Origin of the sequence: Kribbella qitaiheensis (assembly GCF_042657745.1) — a bacterium.
GTDB classification, from domain to species: Bacteria; Actinomycetota; Actinomycetes; order Propionibacteriales; family Kribbellaceae; genus Kribbella; species Kribbella qitaiheensis.
In genome coordinates, this window is the sequence record NZ_JBHSKE010000060.1 from 12,271 (window position 1) to 31,912 (window position 19,642).

Below are 19,642 nucleotides of genomic sequence, written 5' to 3' on the forward strand. Positions count from 1 at the left end.
TCAGGCCACCGCCCCTACCAGCGCACCGAGCGCCTTGATCCGCGGATCCAGCTGCAGGTCGCGCCGGTAGCCGGCGCCGAACTCCCGGGCCTTCGCCCGGATGCCCTCGTCGGCGGTGCGCGCCGCGCGGGCCGCCTCCACCAGTGCCTCGGCGATCGACTCGGGTTCCAGATCCTTCACCGGGAACCAGAGCGGATGCCCGCGCAGTACGTCGGACGCCGCGTTCACCGGGTCGTGCGCCGAGACGATCGGCAACCCGGTGGCCAGGTACTCGAAGACCTTGCCGCTGGTGACGTAGCGGCCCTTGCCCAGCATCAGCAGCTGGACGTCGAACTCGTCGTACGCACGGGCGATCTCGGCTTTGCCCACCGGGCCCTCGTAGCTGACCCCGTCGTCGGCGGCCGCCTCGATGGTGGCGAGCATGTCCGCGCGCGGCTGGGCGTAGTACCCGAGGTAGCCGTGGATCTTCGCCTTGGCGTCGCGCAGGTCCTCGGACTGCTCCTTGGCCAGCTGCCAGCCCTTGACGAAGTCCGCCAGCGGAACCTTCGGCGAGACGGTACCGACGTACCCGAAGACGAGTGGCTTGTCGGCGACCGGGCCACGGTCCTCGGTGTCCGGCACCAGGTCGGGGTCGAACCCGTTGGAAACCGTGTGCATCTTGGCGGCGTGCTCCGGGTAGAGCTTCTGGTGCCACTCGAGGATCGGGTCGTTGACGAACCAGACCTCCCGGGCGGACTGCACCAGCTTGCGCTCCCAGCGGGCCGCGCGGCTGTTCGGCTCGTGCAGCCGGTCGCCGCTGAAGACGTCCAGCAGCCAGGCGTCGCGGTAGTCCATCACGTACTGCACCTTGAACTTCTGGTGCAGGTGGTACGCCGCGGTGAAGGCGACGTGCGGGTTGGCCGTGGCGACCGTCAGGTCCACCTTGTTCGCCTTGTGGATCCGCTCGGCGGCCTTCTCGATCGTGCTGCGCCACGGCCCGTATCCCGTTTCCGGGAAGGGGATCTGGTCGCGCCTGGTCCGCATCTTCGCCCACAGCTTGGGGTTCTTGGCCCGGGACCGGGACCAGCGACGCAGGTCGGCTTCGAGGATCGGCCACTCGAACGGCACCCGGACGACCTCGACGTCGGGGTGGATCCGCTCCTCCAGCGTCAGGTCGGCGCCGGTGAACCGGTGGAACGTCTCGCGGTCCGCGGTCAGCACGGTGACGCGCCAGCCTTGCTCGGCGAACCTGTTCGCGGTCGCCAGCGCGCGGTAGACACCGCCGCCTCGGCAGGGCGGATAGCCCCAGGCGACGTACAGCATGTGTGGGCGGGCGTCGGTCATGCACTTCCTCGCAGCAGGTCCTGAATTGCGTCGGCCAGTTCGTCGTACGGCGTGGTGCTGGGCAGGTGGTCCGTGGCCCACTGGAGCGCGCAGTGGCGCAGCTTCTCCAGCTCCCCGGGATCGTCGGACCAGCGGCGCAGCGTCTCGGCCGCCTCGACGACGTTGTCGATCAGGACACCGCCGCCGGACTCCTCGATGATCCTCGTCTGGCGGGGCAGCCGGGTGGAGATCACCGGCAGCCCGCTGGCGAGGTACTCGTAGATCTTGGACGGCATCGCCTCGACGAACGCCGGGGTCTCCTGCAACAGCGCCATGCTGGCCCAGGCTCCCTCGGCGATCTTCCAGGCGGCGGCCGGTGGCTGCCGTCCGTGCAGCCGCACCCGGCCGGCCAGGTCGGTCCGCTCGATCCGGTGCTCCAGCCGGTCCCGGTCGGCCGGGGCCACCGGGCCCACCAGGTCCAGCGACCAGTCCGGGGCGGCCGCGATCGCCTCGACCATGTCGAACAGCCCGCGGCTCTCCCGCAGGTCGCCCACGTAGACCGCCCTCGGCTCCCCGGAAGGGCACGAGGGGGCCAGGAAGGCGGGGACCGGCAGGTTCGTCACCACCAGGCGCTTCTTCGCCTGGTGTGGCGCCAGGTACGAGTCCGCGACCACGGTCAGGTCGGCACCCGCGGCCAGCTTGGAACTCGCGAGCACCATCAGGCGGGCCGGCAGGCCGACCAGCCCTCTGGCCCAGGCACGGTCGGCCAGCAGCCGGCCGTAGTCCTCGTGCACGTCCGCGACCATCTTGCGGCCGCGCAGCCTGGTGACGAGCCGGGTGATCGGGATCATGTCCGGATCGACGGTCATCACCACCTTGGCCTTCGTCCGCCAGGGCAACACCGCCGTCTGGGCGAGTCGCCGCCACAGGCTGCCCCGGATCCGGGCGTGCACGTCCGCCCCGGCGGGACCGCCGGCCGGGTCACCCAGACCCCAGAGCTCGACGTGCAGACCCCGCTGCTGCAGGGCTGCGGTGATCTTGTGCAGCCGTGCGTCAGCGACGTCGTGGCCGGTCGTGATGATGCCCACGTCCGGCGCCTGGGCGGATCGCATCGTCAGAGGTCCTCGAGAGTGACGGAGTCCTGTTCCCCGACCTGGAGGAACTTGGTGTATGCCGCGATCACCTCGTGCGGCTCGCCGCGCATCATCACCTTGCCCTTGTGCAGCCAGATGCAGTCGTTGCACAGATCCTTGACGCTGCTCATCGCGTGGCTGACCAGGAACATGGTCCGGCTGTTGGTGACCAGTTCCTTCATCTTCGCGGCGGCCTTCTGCTTGAAGGACGCGTCACCGGCGGACAGGGCCTCGTCGATCAGCAGGATGTCGGGATCCATGTGCACGGCGACCGAGAAGGCCAGCCGGCTGAACATGCCGGACGAGTACGTCCGCATCGGCATGTCGATGAATTCCTCGAGCTCGGCGAAGGCGGCGATCTCCTCGTACCGGGCCTGGATCTCCTTGCGGCTCAGGCCCGCGGCCAGACCACCGAGCACGACGTTCTCGCGACCGGACAGGGCCGCGTTGAAGCCGACGCCGAGCGACAGCAGGGTGCTGACCCGGCCGTGCACCTCGATCCGGCCCTCGGTCGGCGGCAGGATGCCGGCCAGCGCCCGCATCAGGGTCGACTTGCCGGCGCCGTTGGCGCCGATGATGCCGATGGTGGTGCCGTGGTTCACGTCGAACGAGACGTGCTGGACCGCCTTGACCTCGCGGACGGCGCGTTCACCGCGGCCGAACCGGACCAGCGCGCTCTTGAAGGTCGGGACCCGCTCGAACGTGGTCCGGTACGTGATGGACACGTCCTGGACCTTGACCGCCGGGACCGGCTGGCTATTCTCCATCGCCTTCTTCTCGGCCTCAGAGACGGACAACGAACTCACGCTCCCTCGACATGAAGAACAACGCGCCGACCACAGCCGCGGCGACCGCCCACAGAGCCGCACCGACCCACATCTTCGGTTCCGGGATGTTTCCCCGCACCAGCAGGTCGGTCCAGCCCCCGATCAACGAGTACAACGGGTTGTAGACGATGAAGCGGCGGAAACGCTCCGGCGCGTCCTCGGCGAACCACAGCACCGGCGACAGGTAGAGCCAGATCCGGACGAAGTACGGCAGGAAGCTGGTGGTGTCGCGGAAGTAGACCTGGAGGGCGGCGAAGATCATCCCCATCCCGGCCGCGAAGATCGTCAGCAGGACCAGGAAGACCGGTGCCAGCAGCATCGCCCAGTGCAGCGGCTGACGCATCAGCAGGTGGATGGCGCCATACACGATCAAGGTCGGCAGGAACCGGAAGAACGCGGTCCGCAGTGCCGACAGCGGGAGCAGCATCCGGGGGAACGACATGTTCATCAGCAGCTTGCCGCCGCCGACCACGCTCGAGGCGGCCGTCATCATCGCACCGGAGAAGTAGTAGAACGCGAAGAGGCCGCCACACATGTGCGCGAACCGGGCCGACCCGTCTCCCTTACCGCCGCCGGAGATGATCTCCACCAGGATGTAGTAGACACCGGCCAGCATCAGCGGGTTCAGCACCAGCCAGACCTGGCCGAAGAAGGTGTTCGTGTTCGCCGCCCGGATCCCCGTCCGGGACATCTCGGCGGCGAACTCCCGCCGCTCCCACAGCGCCTTGAAGTAGGGGCGCAGGGGCGGCAGTCCCACCTTGTGTGGCTCGTACACATGCACCGACGGGTTGAACTCCTCGTCGACGCTAGTCGCGTTCATTCAGGCGACGCCTCTCTGGGGACGGTCGTAGTCATCGAAGATCGAACTGTAGTCATTCGCGCTTCGCCTAATCGGTCGACCACCGTTCGATCGAAGATGTCCGGCGGCGGCCGCGGTCTACGACGACGGGGCCACGCAAACCGGAAGCAGAGTAGCGGATTGGCGTCGTTGCCGACGACACAGCGTGCCTCCTGGGTGAGCAGCGACGTACAGACGGCTACCGAAACGTCGCGACCCGAGCGAAAGAGTCGCCCCCCTGCCGATCGTTATCGCGAATATACATTTGACAAGCTTCGCGAAGCGAATCGCCATGCAGTAAGGCCCCGGCGGGTCGGCCGGGGCCTCACTGGCGTCGCGATGGGGGACGACGAGAGCCGTTGATCAGAAGGTGTTCCGCGTCACCCGGTACGTCGGAACGGGTGCTACGTGGCCGGTGGAACCCGTGCGGGGCGGGGCGGTCAGCGGTCGCTGAGAGGTGCCGGTCGTGGCACCACTTCCCGTGGACAGCCTCACCATCCACGGAATCTCGCATGTTCCCGCAGGGGTTCCACCGGCGACCCGGGGGTCCGGCCCGCCTTGGGCGGAGGTGGTCCGGACACTCGCCGAGTGGGACGGCACGATGACCAGGGCGGCGGTCATCGCACCCAGGCCGAAGGCCCTGTGCTGTCTGGGCAGAACCTGACGCGCCGGTTGCTGCACGGGGGTCCCCTCCTCATCGGCCTCACGATGGAGATGCACAGTTTGTACACCCTCCAGCACAGCCGGTGATGGCACGGGAGTGCGAGGGCACCGATGCGCCGGGATCGAGACCCAACCGAAACGGCGTTCGCTGACGGGAAAGCGAACTGGGGCCAGAATTGGAACAGCAGCCCGGCGGCGCTCAGGTGGTCCGTCGCCGGGCTGCTGGACCTCAATTCTCGCTCACAACTGCGCGGAAATGGTGGCCAGATGGTGACACGGCACAAGAATGCTGACGAAACAACAAAGATCGCTCGGCGCAGCCGCCGGGATACGGACAGTGCCACCGGTGTTTCGCTGATGGATCTACGCTGGAGTGGCGGTAGCGCACAGTGACCGCGCGCGGGAGGAGGGGAGAGTCATGAGCTCGACCGACACGGAGCGTGCCGACCATTTGCGGGTGCTCGGCCTGACCGACGACGAGATCAAGGTGTACCAGCACCTGCTCCGGACCGGGCCGTCCTCGGTCACCGAGCTGGACGAGGCGGTGCCCGACCGGGACGCCGGCATCGACGACACGCTCGGCGGGCTGGTCCAGGCGGGCCTGGCGCGCCGGTCCGGTTCCGACCACTCCAGGTTCCTGCCGGTGCCGCCCGACGCGGGGCTGGAGGCGCTCACGCTGCGCCGCGAGTCCGAGCTGAAGCAGGCCCGGATCGAGGTGCTGAACGCGTACGACGAGTTCCGCCGGACCGTGCACAACGAGTCGACCACGCACCTGATCGAGGTGGTCACCGGCAGCGCCATCGTCGAGCGGATCCACCAGATCAAGGGCAGCGCCCAGCGGGAGATCCTGGCCATCGACTCCCCGCCGTACTACCTCGGCGCCGGCCCGAACCAGGAGGAGATCGAGCAGCTCAAGCGCGGGGTCGCCTACCGAGTGGTGTACTCGCCGGAGTCCGTCGAGGTGCCGGGCTACCTGACCGAGAACATCCTCCCCTGCGTGGAGGCCGGTGAGCAGGCGCGGGTGCTGCCCGACGTACCGGCGAAGCTGACCATCATCGACTCCTCGATCGCGTTCGTCTCGATGTCGGTGCGCGACACCGACGTGAACCGCTCGCTGCTGATCATCCGGCCGAGCAGCCTGCTCACCGCGCTGATCGGGATGTTCGAGCTCTGCTGGCGCAACGCCCTGCCGCTGCACGCGTCGGTGGGCGCCGAGGACGACCGGCTGGAGCCGATCGAGCGGCGGCTGCTGGCGCTGCTGGCGACCGGTGCCGCCGACGACACGATCGCCCGCACGCTGGGCATCAGCCGCCGGACCTTCTTCCGCTACCTCGAGCGCCTGATGAACCGGACCGGCGCGAGCACCCGGTTCCAGCTGGCTCTGCACGCCGCCCGGGAGAACTGGTTGTAGCTGTTGCAGACAGCAACAAGGGCTCCGGGCGAATCGCCCGGAGCCCTTGTTTTGTTGACGATCACTGGGCCGGGGTGAACTCCTTGGCGACGACCTCGGCGATCTGCGAGGTGTTCAGCGCCGCGCCCTTGCGCAGGTTGTCGCCGCAGACGAACAGCTCGAGCGCCTGCGGGTCGTCCAGCGACTTGCGGATCCGGCCGACCCACGTCGGGTCGGTGCCGACGACGTCCGCCGGGGTCGGGAACTCCGCCTCGGCCGGGTTGTCGAAGACGAGCACGCCGGGCGCGTCCCGCAGTACCTCGCGGGCCTCGTCGACGTCGACCTCGCGGCCGAAGCGGGCGTGCACCGAGAGCGAGTGGGTGGTGATCACCGGCACGCGGACACAGGTCGCGGAGACCTTCAGGTCGGGCAGGTTCAGGATCTTGCGGGACTCGTTGCGGACCTTCAGCTCCTCCGACGACCAGCCGTCGTCCTTGAGCGAACCGGCCCAGGGCACCACGTTCATCGCCAGCGGCGCCGGGAACGGGCCGAGCGCGTTGCCGATCACCCGGCGGACATCGCCCGGAGTCGTGCCCAGCTCGCGGTTGCCGGCCACCTTCATCAGCTGGTCGTAGAGCGCGTCGATGCCTTCCTGCCCGGCCCCGGAGGCCGCCTGGTACGACGCGACGACGAGCTGCTCGAGCTCGTACCGGTGGTGCAGCGCGCCCAACGCGACGATCATCGACAGCGTCGTGCAGTTGGGGTTCGAGATGATCCCCTTGGGCCGGGTGCGGGCAGCCTCGGCGTTCACCTCGGGCACCACCAGCGGCACGTCCGGGTCCATCCGGAAGGCGCCGGAGTTGTCCACCACGACGGCGCCCTTGGAGGCGGCGATCGGCGCCCAGTGCGCGGACACCTCGTCCGGTACGTCGAACATCGCCACGTCGATGCCGTCGAAGGCGTCCGCACTGAGCGCGATCACCTCGACCTCCTCGCCGCGGACCTTGAGCCGCTTGCCTGCGGAGCGCTCGGACGCGATCAGCCGGATCTCGCCCCAGACGTTCTCCCGGGTGGACAGCAGGGTGAGCATCACCGTGCCAACGGCGCCCGTCGCGCCGACCACCGCCAGAGAGGGAAGGCCAGTCCGATCTTCGGTCTGATCAAACGAAGCGCTCACAGGTGTCACCGTCCAGTTCCTCCGTACACGACAGCTTGGGTGTGCTCGTCGTCCAGGTCGAATGCAGTGTGCGCCGCGGTGACCGCCGCGTCCACCAGGTTCTCGTCGACGACCACCGAGATCCGGATCTCGGACGTGGAGATCATCTCGATGTTGACGCCGGCATCGGCGAGCGCGGAGAAGAACTTCGCCGAAACGCCAGGGTGCGAGCGCATGCCGACGCCGATCACCGAGACCTTGCCGATCTGGTCGTCGTACAGCAACTGCTCGTAGCCGACCTCGTCCTTCATCCTCGCCAGCGCGGACATCGCGCGGGAGCCGTCGGAGCGCGGCAGCGTGAAGGAGATGTCGGTCCGGTTGGTGGCGACCGCGGAGACGTTCTGGACGATCATGTCGATGTTCGTCTCGGCGCCGGCGACCGTCTCGAAGATGCGCGCGGCCTCACCCGGCTTGTCGGGCACGCCGACCACGGTGATCTTGGCCTCGCTGCGGTCGTGGGCCACGCCGGAGATGATCGCCTGTTCCATGTTCTTCAGTTCCTTCGCATCGACGACCCAGGTGCCTTCCTTCTGCGAGAAGGAGGAGCGCACGTGGACGGGGACGTTGTAGCGCCGCGCGTACTCGACGCAACGCAGGTGCAGCACCTTCGCGCCGCAGGCGGCCATCTCGAGCATCTCCTCGTAGGAGATCATCGGGATCTGCTTCGCCGCCGGCACGATCCGCGGGTCCGCGGTGAAGATGCCGTCGACGTCGGTGTAGATCTCGCAGTAGTCCGCCTCCAGCGCGGCGGCCAGCGCGACCGCCGTGGTGTCGGACGCGCCGCGGCCCAGCGTGGTGATGTCCTTGGTGTCCTGCGCGACGCCCTGGAAGCCGGCCACGATTGCGACGTGCCCCTCGCCCAGCGCCTCCTCGATCCGGCCCGGCGTGATGTCGATGATGCGCGCGTTCCCGTGCCGGGAGGTGGTGATCACCCCGGCCTGCGAGCCGGTGAAGGAACGGGCCTCGTAGCCCAGGTTCGCGATCGCCATCGCCAGCAGCGCGGCCGAGATCCGCTCACCCGAGGTGAGCAGCATGTCCAGCTCACGCGGGGGCGGTAGCGGCGAGACCTGCTGGGCCAGGTCCATCAGTTCGTCGGTGGTGTCCCCCATGGCGGAGATGACCACCACCACGTCGTTCCCGGCCTTCTTCGTCGCGACGATCCGTTGGGCCACACGCTTGATGCTTTCGGCGTCAGCGACCGAAGAACCGCCGTACTTGTGCACGACGCGTCCCACAGCTTGTGTCTCCTCATAGCTTGAATCCCCAGCGGCAACACTGGTTGCGGTACGCCGTGCGGCGCTGCACCAGGCGTGTTGTTCGCGCTCATTCTAGCCGTGTACGCCCGCTTGTCTGCGGGCCGACCACCACCTGGTCGATCCGTTCGGCGCCGACCGGCGACGCCTGCAGGTTCCTTCGCCGGGCCCCGATCCGGCCGCAGACCTTCCGGTTGAACAGACCACTTGCTTATATAAGTCATCACTGAAATACTCGGACCCATGCACGCCTTCGACATTCTCGGCGACCCGGTCCGGCGCCGGATCCTGGAACTGCTGGCCGACGGCGAACTGCCGGCCGGCAGCATCGCCACCACCATCGGCGCGGAGTTCGGCATCAGCCAGCCGGCCGTCTCGCAGCACCTGCGGGTGCTCCGCGACAACGGCTTCGCCACCGTCACCGTCGACGGCACCCGCCGCCTCTACGCGGTCGACACCGGCCCGCTGCAGGAGATCGACGCCTGGCTGGACAAGTACCGCAAGTTCTGGACGAACCGCCTCGACGCCCTCGACACGGAGCTCCGCCGCGGCCGCCGCGCCGCGAGGAAGGACACCCCCGATGCCTGACCTGCTTACCTTCTTCGGACCGACCGAGCGGACGATCATGCGCTCCGGCGAGCGACGTACCGTCACGATGCGACGCTCGTACGACGCGACGCCGGCGGAGCTGTGGTCCGCGTGGACAGAGCCCGAGCGGCTCGCTCGCTGGATCGGCGAGCTCGCCGGCGACCGGGTGATCGGTGCGGAAGTCCGGCTCACGATGGGGCCTGAAGACACTGCGGTACTGCGGATCGAAACGTGCGAGGAACCCCACCGGCTGGCCGTGACCTGGTCGTTCCCGGGCGAGGAGGAGTCGCGCGTCGAGGTAGTGCTCGACGCGGAGGGGGACGCTACCGCGCTCACCCTGCGGCACTCCCTGGTGACCGAGAAGACGGCGGTCGACTACGGGTGCGGGTGGGAGGACTTCCTCAACCGGCTGCACGAGTTCCTCGCGGGACGCGACCCGGCGGGCGTCTCGTGGTCCGACGCCGAGGAGCAGCTCAAACCCCACTGGGAAGCAGCCGCGAAAAATCCTTGAGCCGAAATGTCGATCGGGCCGCGGACCGGTCGACGCGTCGGTGAAAGCAACCAGCTGACACCGATGGGAGTACCACCATGAGGAAGATCACCGCAGGCCTGTTCATCTCGCTCGACGGCGTCATCGAGGCGCCGGAGACCTGGCACTTCCCGTACTTCAACGAAGAGATGGGAGGTGTCGTCGGCTCGCTGGCCGCCGCCGCGGACACCATGCTGCTGGGCCGGAACACGTGGCAGATGTTCTCCGGCTACTGGCCGAACGCGACCGACGACGTCGAGCTGGCGGCTCACATGAACGACACCCGCAAGCTGGTCATCTCCACCACGCTGACCGATGTCAGTGCGTGGCAGAACTCCGAGATCCTGGCGGGCGACCCGGCCGAGACGCTGGCCGCGATCAAGGAGACGGACGGCAAGGACCTCAGCGTGGTCGGCAGCGTGACGCTGGTCCGGTCCCTGCTCCGGTCGAAGCTGCTCGACGAGCTGCACCTGCTGGTCCACCCGATCGCGGTCGGGCACGGCGCCAAGCTGTTCGTCGAGGACGAGGAGCCGCTGCCGCTCGGGCTGATCTCCAGCACCGCCTTCAGCACCGGCGTACTGCACTCCGTGTACCGCGCGGCTTGACCTGGAGCCCACTCCAGGTTGCATGCTGCGGAGATGAGGCTTGTTGAGGAGCGTGTTGAGGATCAAGGTGTCACCATCGGCGAGGCCTCGCGGGTGTCGGGCCTGCCGGTGGAGACACTGCGGTACTACGACCGCGAGGGGTTCTTCGGTGACCTGCCCCGGGACACCGGGGGCCGGCGGCGGTTCACCGCGGACTCGCTCGGCCTGCTCGACGTCCTGCTGCGGCTCCGCCGGACCGGGATGCCCGTCGAGCAGGTGAAGGAGTTCGCCGAGCAGATCCGAGCCGGGGACAAGCAGCGCGCCGGCCGGCTCGCCCTGCTGCGGGCCCACCGTGAACGCGTGGCGATGGACCTCGCCCAGCTCGTGGCCGATCTCGAGCTGATCGACTGGAAGATCGCCGCGTACCAGGCTGCGGAGGACGGAAACGATCCGCCACCGCGGGATGCGGCGACCAGGAACTGATCAGGTGGTGACAGCGAGGCTGGGGACTTCCTCCTCGGCCTCGTTCTCTTCCGGCCGGTGCGGCGGCACGTGCAGGACCGCGAGCGTCGCGAGCAGGGCCAGGATCGAGGCCATCAGCCAGACGTAGCGGACACCGAAGGTCTCGACCACGAGCCCGGCCACGCTCGATCCGACCGCGCCGCCGATCATCGCGCCACTGCCCATCCAGCCGAACACCTCCGTCCGCACCGAGTCAGGCGTCAGCGCACCCAGCCGCTCGTAGAGCGCCCCGACCGTCGGCGCCAGCGCACAGCCCGACAGCAGCAGGGCGATCGCCAGCGAGACGGGAGACCAGGTCGCGAACACGCAGACCAGCATGCCGATCGAGACCAGCAGGGCCCGTCGCCAGACGTACGACTTGCGCCGCCCGGGGAGTGCGCCGACAACCACACCACCGATCAGGCTGCCGATGGCCCAGACCGTCTCGAGCACTCCCGCGATCAGGCGGTTGCCGTGGTCGTCCGCGAAGGCGACGATGCCGAGCGAGATGGATGCGAAGGCCGTGACGAAGAGGCCGAACGCGACTATCAGCGGCAGCCGGTACCGGTGCCAGAGCAACTGCGGCGCGGTCAGCCGGGCGCCGGCCGACTCGTCGTGCTTCAGCGCCGGGGGTTGGCGGAGTCCGAACCACCAGATCGAGACCGCCGCGGACGCCGCCGCTACCAGTACGCCGGCCCGCGGGCTGGCGAAGCTGACGATCACCGCGCCGAGCAACGGCCCGATCGAGAACAGCACTTCCTGCGCCGTCGCATCCAGCGCGTACACCGCGCGCAGCCGGGATCCCTGCACCAGTCGCGGCCAGGCGGCTCGCAGTGTCGACGTGACGGGCGAGACGACCGCTCCCGCCAGCGCGGACACCAGCGGCATCAAGCGGTACCACTCGTCGGGCAGCAAGGCGAGCACGGCAATTGCCACGCCCCACGCCATTCCCGTGCCGATCACCACCCGTCGGCCGCCGCGGCGGTCGGCCAGCCGGGACCAGATCGGTCCGCCCACGGCCATGCCGACCGAGTAGGCGCCCGCGACCACACCGGCCCAGCCGAAGTTGCCCGCCGCATCTTTCGCCAGGAAGGAGACCGGCACCAGGGCCGCCATCACCGGGAGCCGGGCGAGCAGCGCCGACGCCAGCAAGGCGAAGACCCCTCGCGTCTGCCAGAGCGCACGGTATGCCGACAGGTCCATAACGCGCATTCTGTCCTGTCGGTGCAACTCGGCGCCTCGGGATTTCTCCCTATCTCTGCAGGCCACGAGTATGCGAACATATGTTCGTGTCGGGCGGCGAGGCGAACATCCTGCATGCCGATCTGGACGCGTTCTACGCGTCGGTCGAGCAGCGGGACGACCCACGCCTGCGCGGCCGGCCGGTGATCGTCGGCGCCGGAGTGGTGCTGGCCTGCAGTTACGAGGCGAAGGCGTACGGCGTGCGGACCGCGATGAACGGCGGCCAGGCGTTCCGGCGCTGCCCGCAGGCGATCGTCGTGCAACCCCGTATGTCGGCGTACTCCGAGGCGAGCAAGGCGGTCTTCAAGGTCTTCGAGAACACCACCCCGCTGGTGGAGGGGTTGTCGATCGACGAGGCCTTCCTCGACGTCGGCGGCCTGCGCAAGATCGCCGGTACGCCGGTCGAGATCGCCCGGCGCCTTCGTTCCGACGTCCTGGCCCAGGTGGGGCTGCCGATCACGGTTGGGGTGGCCCGGACGAAGTTCCTCGCCAAGGTGGCCAGTGGAGTCGCCAAGCCCGACGGGCTACTGGTGGTGCCGCCGGACCAGGAGCTGGAATTCCTGCATCCGTTGGCGGTCGAGCGACTCTGGGGTGTCGGCGAGGTGACCGCGGAGAAGTTGCGCAACCGGGGGCTGACCACGGTCGGGGATGTTGCGATCCTGCCGGAGGCGGCGCTGGTCGCGATGCTCGGCCGGGCCTCGGGGCGGCAGCTGCACGCGCTTGCGCACAACCGGGACCCACGGCCGATCGAGGTCGGCCGGCGGCGGCGCTCGATCGGCTCGCAACGCGCCCTCGGGCGATCCCCCAAGTCACCGGAGACCCTGGACGCAGTACTGGCCGGGTTGGTCGATCGGGTGACCCGACGGATGCGGTCGGCGGGGCGGGCCGGGCGAACCGTCACGCTCCGGCTGCGCTTCGACGACTTCAGCCGGGCGACCCGGTCGCATACGTTGCCTCAGGCAACTGGTCAGACCCGGGCCATCCTGATCACCGCACGCGCGCTGCTGGCGGCCGCGCGGCCCCTGATCGAGAAACAGGGCATCACGATGGTCGGCATCTCGGTCGCCAACCTGGAGAACGAGGGCACCGTTCAGCTGGCTCTGCCGTTCGACAAGGCCGCGAACGACGAACTGGATTCCGCCCTCGATCACGTCCGGGACAAGTTCGGCGTCAACTCCGTCACCCGCGGGATCCTGCTTGGCCGGGACCAGGGCCTGACCATGCCGATGCTCCCGGACTGAGGGTGGCTCTGACGCCGGATAGGGTGCCGAGGTGAGGGATCTGAGAGCGTTGCCGAAGGCGGAATTGCACACCCATCTGCTGGGCGCGATGCGGCAGACGACGTTGGCTGAACTCTCAGCCCAGGAAGGGATTTCGGTTCCGGATCCGCGCGTCTTCACGGGGTTCGACGGGTTCCAGAAGTGCTTCCTGGCATCCTTCCAGTTGTGCACCGCGCGGCCGGAGAACATGCGCCGGTTGGTTCGTGAAGTGGTGGCGGACGCGGCCGCCGACGGTGTCGTCTGGGTGCAGCCGCACTTCGATCCGCATGTCTTCACGCCGCTCGGAACGCCTGATGAGGTGATGGAGCTCGTGCTGGACGAGGGGTTCGCCGCCGGCCTCGAATACGGCGTGGGCTTCGGGTTGACGATGGGGGCCCAGCGGCACACCGACGCGGAGGTCGCCGAGGATCTTGCCCGGTACGCGGCACGCTATGTCGGTCGTGGTGTTCACGCGCTCGGGTTGACCGGCAATGACACGGTCGCTCCGGCCGAGTTGTTCTCGAAGGCGTTTGCGATCGCGCGGGATGCGGGGTTGACCTGTGCACCTCACGCGGGCGAGTTGGCCGGACCGGAGAGTGTGCGTGCTGCCGTGGAGGAGCTTGGCGCCACTCGCGTCGCGCACGGGGTTCGCGCGGCCGAAGATCCCCTGGTACTGGAGTTCTTGGCCTCGCGCGGAGTCTCGCTCGACGTGTGTTTGACCTCGAACCTGCTGCTCGGGGTGGTGCCTTCGATCGCCGAGCACCCGTTGCCGCGGCTGCTCGCGGCCGGAGTACGGTGCTCACTCGGGGCTGATGACCCGCTGATGTTCAGCGTCGGCCTGTTCGACGAGTACGAGCTCGCGCGATCCGCCCTCGGGCTGTCAGACGAACAGTTGGCCGAGATTGCCCGCACCTCACTCGCCACCAGCGATGCGCCGGCTTCGTTGATCGAGACGGGCCTCGCCGGGGTCGACGAGTGGATTCAGAGGCGCGGGTAGCCGATCTCGGCGATATCGTCCTTCAGGTCCTTGAGCAGGACCTCCGGGTTCAGCGCGGTGACGATCTCTTCCGTGAGTGGCATCTGCGCGTAGACGTGATGGACGGCGTCGAGCTCGAGCGGGACCTCGTAGTAGTCCTCGGCGAACGACAGATAGGCCTCGGGGCGGCCGTCGGCCAGCAGGTTGAACAGCCAGTCGGCGCCGTCCTTGGCGGCGTTCTCGACCGGGCCGCAGTGCCACCGGTCGTCCACGGGGGTGCGCCAGAAGCAGACGGTCACCGAGCGGTTGCCCTGCTCGTCCGGGAAGGCCGGCTCGTCCAAGGCCGGCGCCAGTTCGTCCGGAACACCGATGAACAAGCCGGGCCACGACTGCATCGAAGGGTGCTGCCAGGGCGACATCGGCGACTCGTGGTCGAAGCCCTGCGCAATCGCACCCTCGGGTGAGAACACGATCGAGTACTCGTCGCCCGATCCGTTCCGCATCAACGCCGTCTCCTCGGTGGGTGACCAGCGCGAGTCGAAGCTGTAGCACCGGAACTCGGGTTCGGGACTCAGCACCGCGTCGAGCATCGCCAGCGCACGACTCAGCCTGCGCACCTTGTCGATCTCCGGCAGCCGGTTGATCACTTCGTAGACGGACACCTGGACATTCAAGCGCTTCCCGGGATTATCCGCGCAGTCGGCTGTGGATAACCGTGCCTCTCGCCGCGGTCCACCCTCGTGATCGGGTGGGCCGCGGTTCGCTCGATCGCGCTGGTCAGCGGCGCTGGACGGCTTCTTCGGCGACCTCGACGAGCTCGCGGTCGGTCGCCTCGGTCTCCGGGTCGTGGGCCGGCTCCAGCCGGTCGTGCGCGATCAGCGACTGAATAGCCCGCAGTACTGCGCTCGCGGCCGCGCCCCAGGTGGAGACGTACGAGAACTGCCACCACCACAACGCCTCGACGACCCGGCCCTCTTCGTAGTGGGCGAGGCCGTGCACCAGATCGGTGGCGATCGCGGTGAGATCGTCGGAGAGCCGGTTGACGGTGATCTCCGGCGGCGCGGCGTACGGGTCGAAGACCTCGGCGTACTCGTCCAGGCCTTCGAAGAGGATCGCGAGGCGGTCGCGCATCGCGTCGAGGTCCGGGTCCGGGCCCGCGTCGCTCTCGAACCGCTCCTCCGGCACGAAGTCCTCGAACGCGCCGAGCCGGCCGCCGGCGAGCAGCAACTGGCTCACCTCGAGCAGCAGGTACGGCAGCGAGGCGAGACCCTCGTCGATACCGTCCTCATCGGGCTGCGCGGCGATGTCCCGCACGGAGATCAGGAAGCTCTGGACCTGGTCAGCGATCTGCTCGGCGAAATCGAGCAGGTCCTCGCTGTCCGTCGCGAGCGCCCGGTCCGCGATGTCCACCGGACTATCGGTTGATTCAGTCATCGATCGATCGTCGCCCTTCAAACGCCCGTCCGAGTGTGACCTCGTCGGCGTACTCGAGATCACCGCCTACTGGAAGTCCACTAGCCAAACGGGTGACGCGCAACCCCATGGGCCGGAGCAACCGGCTCAGGTAGGTGGCTGTCGCCTCACCCTCCAGGTTCGGATCGGTGGCCAGGATGATCTCGGTCACCTCTCCGCTGGCGAGCCGCTGCATCAATTCCCTGATCCGCAGCTCGTCCGGTCCGATCCCCTCGATCGGCGAGATCGCGCCGCCGAGGACGTGGTAGCGGCCGCGGAACTCGCGGGTCCGCTCGATCGCCACGACGTCCTTGGCCTCCTCGACCACGCAGATCAGCGCGAGGTCGCGACGCGGGTCGCGGCAGATCCGGCACAGCGTCTCCTCCGAGACGTTGCCGCAGATCTCACAGAACTTGACCCTCTCCTTCACCTGCACGAGCACGTGCGCGAGACGCCGTACGTCGGTCTCGTCGGCGGAGAGCAGGTGGAACGCGATGCGCTGTGCGGACTTCGGACCGACGCCGGGGAGCCGGCCGAGCTCGTCGATGAGGTCCTGGACGGCCCCTTCGTACACGTCAGCCCGGGTTCTGACCGGGCAGACCGGTCGTGCCACCGGGGTTCGTGAACCCGATCCCCGGACGGCCACCTTCGGCCGCGTCGTCATCCGCCGGGCCGCCGAGGCCGGGCAGACCGCCACCAAGACCGCCGGCCAGCGGGCCCATCGCCCGGGCCGCGACCTCCTTGGCGTTCTCCGAGGCGTCCCGGACCGCGGCGACGATCAGGTCGGCCAGGGTCTCGGTATCGTCGGGGTCGACCGCCTGGGGGTGGATCGTCAGGCTGAGCAGCTCGCCCGTGCCGGACACCAACGCGGTCACCAGCCCACCACCCGCGGAGCCCTCGATCTCCTGGCTCTCCAGGTTGGCCTGGGCCTCCATCAACTGGTTCTGCATCGCCTGCGCCTGAGCCAGCAGGTCGGACATGTCGAAGCCACCAGCGCCCTGCGAACCGCCACCGTCGAACACCGCGATCTCCCGTCCGAACTGCTTCCCAGTTCCACTTGCTCCCCGAGCCTAGCCGGTCGCCCGGACAACCCCGCCCGCCGGTCACCCGGACCCGGAAACCGATAAGTCTCCCAAGGCTTGTCCACAACTTGTGGACACCTTTATCCACAGGTTGTGGATGACTGGTCGCGCGCCGTCGCCCTTTCCGCCTGCCGTTTGATCCCCGGCTTCCGTTCATACTGTGGATGAACACCGAGAACCTGTGAATTCAGCAGAAGTTCACACCGAAGCTCTTCTCCAGGCATCCGGCGCGGGGCGCGACGCGGTCGTGGGCTGAAGGGTCAGTTGGGTTCTTCGGTGATGATCTGGGCGCCGAGGGTCTCGCGGAGCAGGTCGGTGTGGCTGCGGGAGTCCTCTTCGAGGACCACGTCGTCCTCCCCGATCGCCTCGGCTTCTTCCTCGGGGGTGAGGGGAGCTTCCTCGACCTCGACCTGAGCGGCGCGCCGACTCTGCTCGGCCGCAACGGCCGCCTCGGCTGCGCGACGCTTGCTGGCGGCTTGTTCCCGGCGGTCTGCGGTGAGCTGTTCCGGATTGGCTGACGGTGCCGGCGGTCCCCCAGCCTGCTGATCCGACGGAAGCCCGGCCTCATCGTTCACCGCCGGAGCATCCTGTACGGCGACCGCCTGCGTGCCCGCGCCCGCCGCCTGCGCGCCTGTCGCCACCGGCGACTGCACCGCGGTGGCAGCCGCGCCATCAACAGCAGCACCCGCGGCGGGAGCGTCCGCAGTACCGGCTTGCGAGTGGTTGCCAGCGGGACCTGCACCTGACCCGTTGTTCGTGGGCGCATCCGAGCCGCCGACGGGAGCAGTGCTGCCGGATCCACCGGCAGGCGGACCGGCCGGAGGCGCCGCATCCCAGGAGGAGGGTGGCGAACTCGGCGGTGGCGGCGCCGCGGGCGGGGCCGCACCGGGATCACTGGACGGGTCGACGACAGCCTCGACCCGGCGATTCAGACCGATGGTGTCGATCATCGCCTGCCGCAGGATCTCGTCGCTGCCGGACCGCGCGAAACTCTCCCGAGCACCGGCGTTCACCAGCCCCAGCGTGAGGGTCTGCTCGTCGATCGCGATGACCTGCGCGTTCTGGCTCAGCATGATCCAGGCGAACCGGCGCTTGGCCTTGACCGCCTCGAGAATCTCCGGCCAGAGCCGCCGCACGTCAGCCAACCCCACCGACCCCGATGATGCCGGCACGGCACTGGGAGCAGGGGCACTGGGAGCAGGGGCACTGGGAGCAGACGGAGCGGGAGCGCTTGCGGCGGGAGTGCTCGGAGCTGAAGCGGTCGACCGCCCGGACGACTGTGCGGAGCTGGGCGCGGGTTCGTCTCCCCACGCCCCGGAGCGCGATCCGGAGTTGTCGACCGGTGCCTGGGCAGCGGGGGGCGCGGATTGCGAGGCGCTCTGGGACCGACCACCCGCCGGTGCCTGTTGCCGGCCCGCTGCCTGGGGCTGGCTCGGTGCCTGTGACTGGTCCGGCGCGTGTGACAGGTCCGGCGTTTGTGGCCGCGCCGGAGCCGATGGCTGAGAAGCCGGGGGTGTCTGCGCCTGCGGAGTCGCCTGCGGCTGAGGCGAAGGAGCCGCCGGCGCAGTACCGGCTGGGGCACCGCTGATGGTCAGGCGGCGCTCCATCCGGTCCAGGCGGGCCTGGATGCCGTTGGTGGAGTCGTCGGCGCCTGGGAGGAGGACCTTGGCGCAGATCAGTTCCAGTTGGAGGCGTGGGGCGGTGGCTCCGCGCATCTCCAGGAGGCCGGCGGCGACGATGTCGGCGGCTCGAGTCAGTTCGGCGGGGCCAATTCCGGCTGCCTGGGTCTGGAGGCGCTCGCCCTGGTCCTCGGCGGCTTCGATCAGCCCGGAGGCGACCGCGTTCGGAACAGCCGACAGGATCACCAGGTCGCGCAGCCGGCGGAGCAGGTCCTCGGCGAAACGCTTCGGGTCCTGCCCGGTCTCGATGACCTTCTCGATCGTCTCGAAGACGGCCTTGCTGTCATGCGCGGCGAATCCGTCGACACAGGCGTCGAGCAGCGAGTCCGGCGTGAACCCGAGCAACTGCACGGCCAGCTGATACGTGACGCCGTCCGAGTCGGCACCGCCGATCAACTGGTCCAGCACGCTCAGCGAGTCACGCACCGAGCCGGCACCGGCCCGGACCACCAGCGGCAGCACGGCCGGCGCGATCGTGACGCCCTCGGCCTCGCACAGGGTCGCCATGTAGTCGGCGAGCAGCTTCGGCGGCAACAGGCGGAACGGGTAGTGGTGGGTCCGGGACCGGATCGTCCCGATCACCTTGTCCGGCTCGGTCGTCGCGAAGATGAACTTCAGGTGCGGCGGGGGCTCCTCGACCAGCTTCAGCAGGGCGTTGAAGCCCTGCGTGGAGACCATGTGGGCCTCGTCGATGATGTAGATCTTGTAGCGGCTCTCGACCGGCGAGAAGAAGGCCCGCTCGCGCAGGTCGCGCGCGTCGTCGACGCCGCCGTGCGAGGCGGCGTCGATCTCGATCACGTCGATGGAGCCGGGGCCGCCGCGGGCCAGGTCGGTACAGGACTTGCAGACCCCGCACGGCTCGGCGATCGGACCCTTCTCGCAGTTGATCGCGCGGGCCAGGATCCGGGCGCTGGTGGTCTTGCCGCAGCCGCGTGGGCCGGAGAACAGGTAGGCGTGGTTCACCCGGTTGTTGCTCAGCGCGTTCCGCAGCGGAACGGTGACATGGTCCTGCCCGATCACCTCGGAGAAGTTCTCCGGGCGATACCGGCGGTACAACGCTAGGGGTGCTTCCACGACGGCAACCCTAGCGCCGACCCCCGACATTTCCTCCCCACGCCCTCACCCCCC

18 protein-coding genes and 1 pseudogene are annotated in these 19,642 nt (G+C 68.7%); 7 read left to right on the forward strand and 12 right to left on the reverse strand.

Annotation, left to right across the window (positions count from 1 at the left end; translation table 11 throughout):
* Genes ACFPJ1_RS35015 through ACFPJ1_RS35030 form a run of 4 tightly spaced genes read right to left on the reverse strand, consistent with a single transcriptional unit; the run spans position 1 to position 4,082 of the window.
* On the reverse strand, positions 1-1,323 hold the full coding sequence (locus ACFPJ1_RS35015; protein WP_380110590.1) for a glycosyltransferase: 1,323 nt from the start codon (positions 1,321-1,323) through the stop codon (positions 1-3).
* Positions 1,320-2,414: a glycosyltransferase gene (locus tag ACFPJ1_RS35020; RefSeq protein ID WP_380110592.1), complete on the reverse strand. Its 1,095-nt coding sequence runs from the start codon at positions 2,412-2,414 to the stop codon at positions 1,320-1,322. The genes ACFPJ1_RS35015 and ACFPJ1_RS35020 overlap by 4 nt, the downstream gene beginning before the upstream one ends.
* A 2-nt stretch (positions 2,415-2,416) precedes the next feature.
* Positions 2,417-3,232 carry an ABC transporter ATP-binding protein gene (locus ACFPJ1_RS35025; RefSeq protein ID WP_380110593.1) on the reverse strand — a complete coding sequence of 272 codons (816 nt, stop codon included), beginning with the start codon at positions 3,230-3,232 and terminating at the stop codon, positions 2,417-2,419.
* A complete protein-coding gene (locus ACFPJ1_RS35030) occupies positions 3,219-4,082 on the reverse strand; it encodes an ABC transporter permease (protein ID WP_380110594.1) in 864 nt (287 codons plus the stop codon). Before ACFPJ1_RS35030 ends, ACFPJ1_RS35025 begins: the two co-directional genes overlap by 14 nt.
* 1,099 nt (positions 4,083-5,181) lie before the next feature.
* Between ACFPJ1_RS35030 and ACFPJ1_RS35035 the strand changes: the two genes are divergently transcribed.
* The gene (locus ACFPJ1_RS35035) at positions 5,182-6,174 is read left to right on the forward strand and encodes a helix-turn-helix domain-containing protein (protein ID WP_380110595.1); all 993 of its coding nucleotides are present in this window, start codon (positions 5,182-5,184) and stop codon (positions 6,172-6,174) included.
* Positions 6,175-6,235: 61 nt separating this feature from the next.
* On the opposite strand, the gene ACFPJ1_RS35040 is transcribed toward ACFPJ1_RS35035, so the two are convergent.
* Positions 6,236-7,339 (reverse strand): aspartate-semialdehyde dehydrogenase, encoded by a 1,104-nt coding sequence (locus ACFPJ1_RS35040; RefSeq protein WP_380110596.1) that lies wholly within the window; start codon positions 7,337-7,339, stop codon positions 6,236-6,238.
* Positions 7,336-8,604, reverse strand: a complete 1,269-nt coding sequence (locus ACFPJ1_RS35045; protein WP_380110597.1) for an aspartate kinase — start codon at positions 8,602-8,604, stop codon at positions 7,336-7,338. Before ACFPJ1_RS35045 ends, ACFPJ1_RS35040 begins: the two co-directional genes overlap by 4 nt.
* A 261-nt stretch (positions 8,605-8,865) precedes the next feature.
* Here ACFPJ1_RS35045 and ACFPJ1_RS35050 point away from each other — a divergent pair, with 261 nt between their 5' ends.
* The 4 genes from ACFPJ1_RS35050 to ACFPJ1_RS35065 all read left to right on the forward strand — a co-directional run bounded on the left by ACFPJ1_RS35050 (position 8,866) and on the right by ACFPJ1_RS35065 (position 10,806).
* Positions 8,866-9,210 carry an ArsR/SmtB family transcription factor gene (locus ACFPJ1_RS35050; protein WP_380110598.1) on the forward strand — a complete coding sequence of 115 codons (345 nt, stop codon included), beginning with the start codon at positions 8,866-8,868 and terminating at the stop codon, positions 9,208-9,210.
* Positions 9,203-9,721: an SRPBCC family protein gene (locus tag ACFPJ1_RS35055; RefSeq protein WP_380110599.1), complete on the forward strand. Its 519-nt coding sequence runs from the start codon at positions 9,203-9,205 to the stop codon at positions 9,719-9,721. Before ACFPJ1_RS35050 ends, ACFPJ1_RS35055 begins: the two co-directional genes overlap by 8 nt.
* Before the next feature lie 77 nt (positions 9,722-9,798).
* Complete coding sequence (locus tag ACFPJ1_RS35060; protein WP_380110600.1) at positions 9,799-10,344, forward strand: dihydrofolate reductase family protein; 546 nt, start codon at positions 9,799-9,801, stop codon at positions 10,342-10,344.
* Between the two features lie 33 nt (positions 10,345-10,377).
* Positions 10,378-10,806 (forward strand): MerR family transcriptional regulator, encoded by a 429-nt coding sequence (locus tag ACFPJ1_RS35065; protein ID WP_380110601.1) that lies wholly within the window; start codon positions 10,378-10,380, stop codon positions 10,804-10,806.
* On the opposite strand, the gene ACFPJ1_RS35070 is transcribed toward ACFPJ1_RS35065, so the two are convergent.
* On the reverse strand, positions 10,807-12,027 hold the full coding sequence (locus ACFPJ1_RS35070; protein WP_380110602.1) for an MFS transporter: 1,221 nt from the start codon (positions 12,025-12,027) through the stop codon (positions 10,807-10,809).
* Between the two features lie 80 nt (positions 12,028-12,107).
* Between ACFPJ1_RS35070 and dinB the strand changes: the two genes are divergently transcribed.
* A complete protein-coding gene (gene dinB / locus ACFPJ1_RS35075) occupies positions 12,108-13,307 on the forward strand; it encodes a DNA polymerase IV (protein ID WP_380110603.1) in 1,200 nt (399 codons plus the stop codon).
* A 31-nt stretch (positions 13,308-13,338) separates the two neighbouring features.
* Positions 13,339-14,322, forward strand: a complete 984-nt coding sequence (gene add, locus ACFPJ1_RS35080; RefSeq protein WP_380110604.1) for an adenosine deaminase — start codon at positions 13,339-13,341, stop codon at positions 14,320-14,322.
* Here add and ACFPJ1_RS35085 read toward each other — a convergent pair.
* The 5 genes and pseudogenes from ACFPJ1_RS35085 to ACFPJ1_RS35105 all read right to left on the reverse strand — a co-directional run bounded on the left by ACFPJ1_RS35085 (position 14,307) and on the right by ACFPJ1_RS35105 (position 19,588).
* A complete protein-coding gene (locus ACFPJ1_RS35085) occupies positions 14,307-14,963 on the reverse strand; it encodes a hypothetical protein (protein WP_380110605.1) in 657 nt (218 codons plus the stop codon). The genes add and ACFPJ1_RS35085 overlap by 16 nt on opposite strands.
* Positions 14,964-15,078: 115 nt before the next feature.
* Positions 15,079-15,735 (reverse strand): DUF5063 domain-containing protein, encoded by a 657-nt coding sequence (locus ACFPJ1_RS35090; RefSeq protein ID WP_380110606.1) that lies wholly within the window; start codon positions 15,733-15,735, stop codon positions 15,079-15,081.
* Positions 15,728-16,327 carry a recombination mediator RecR gene (gene recR / locus ACFPJ1_RS35095; protein WP_380110607.1) on the reverse strand — a complete coding sequence of 200 codons (600 nt, stop codon included), beginning with the start codon at positions 16,325-16,327 and terminating at the stop codon, positions 15,728-15,730. Before recR ends, ACFPJ1_RS35090 begins: the two co-directional genes overlap by 8 nt.
* A gap of 136 nt (positions 16,328-16,463) precedes the next feature.
* Positions 16,464-16,733: pseudogene (locus ACFPJ1_RS43385) on the reverse strand (YbaB/EbfC family nucleoid-associated protein); the annotation flags it as partial.
* 362 nt (positions 16,734-17,095) lie between these two features.
* Complete coding sequence (locus ACFPJ1_RS35105; RefSeq protein WP_380110609.1) at positions 17,096-19,588, reverse strand: DNA polymerase III subunit gamma and tau; 2,493 nt, start codon at positions 19,586-19,588, stop codon at positions 17,096-17,098.
* Positions 19,589-19,642: the final 54 nt, after the last annotated feature.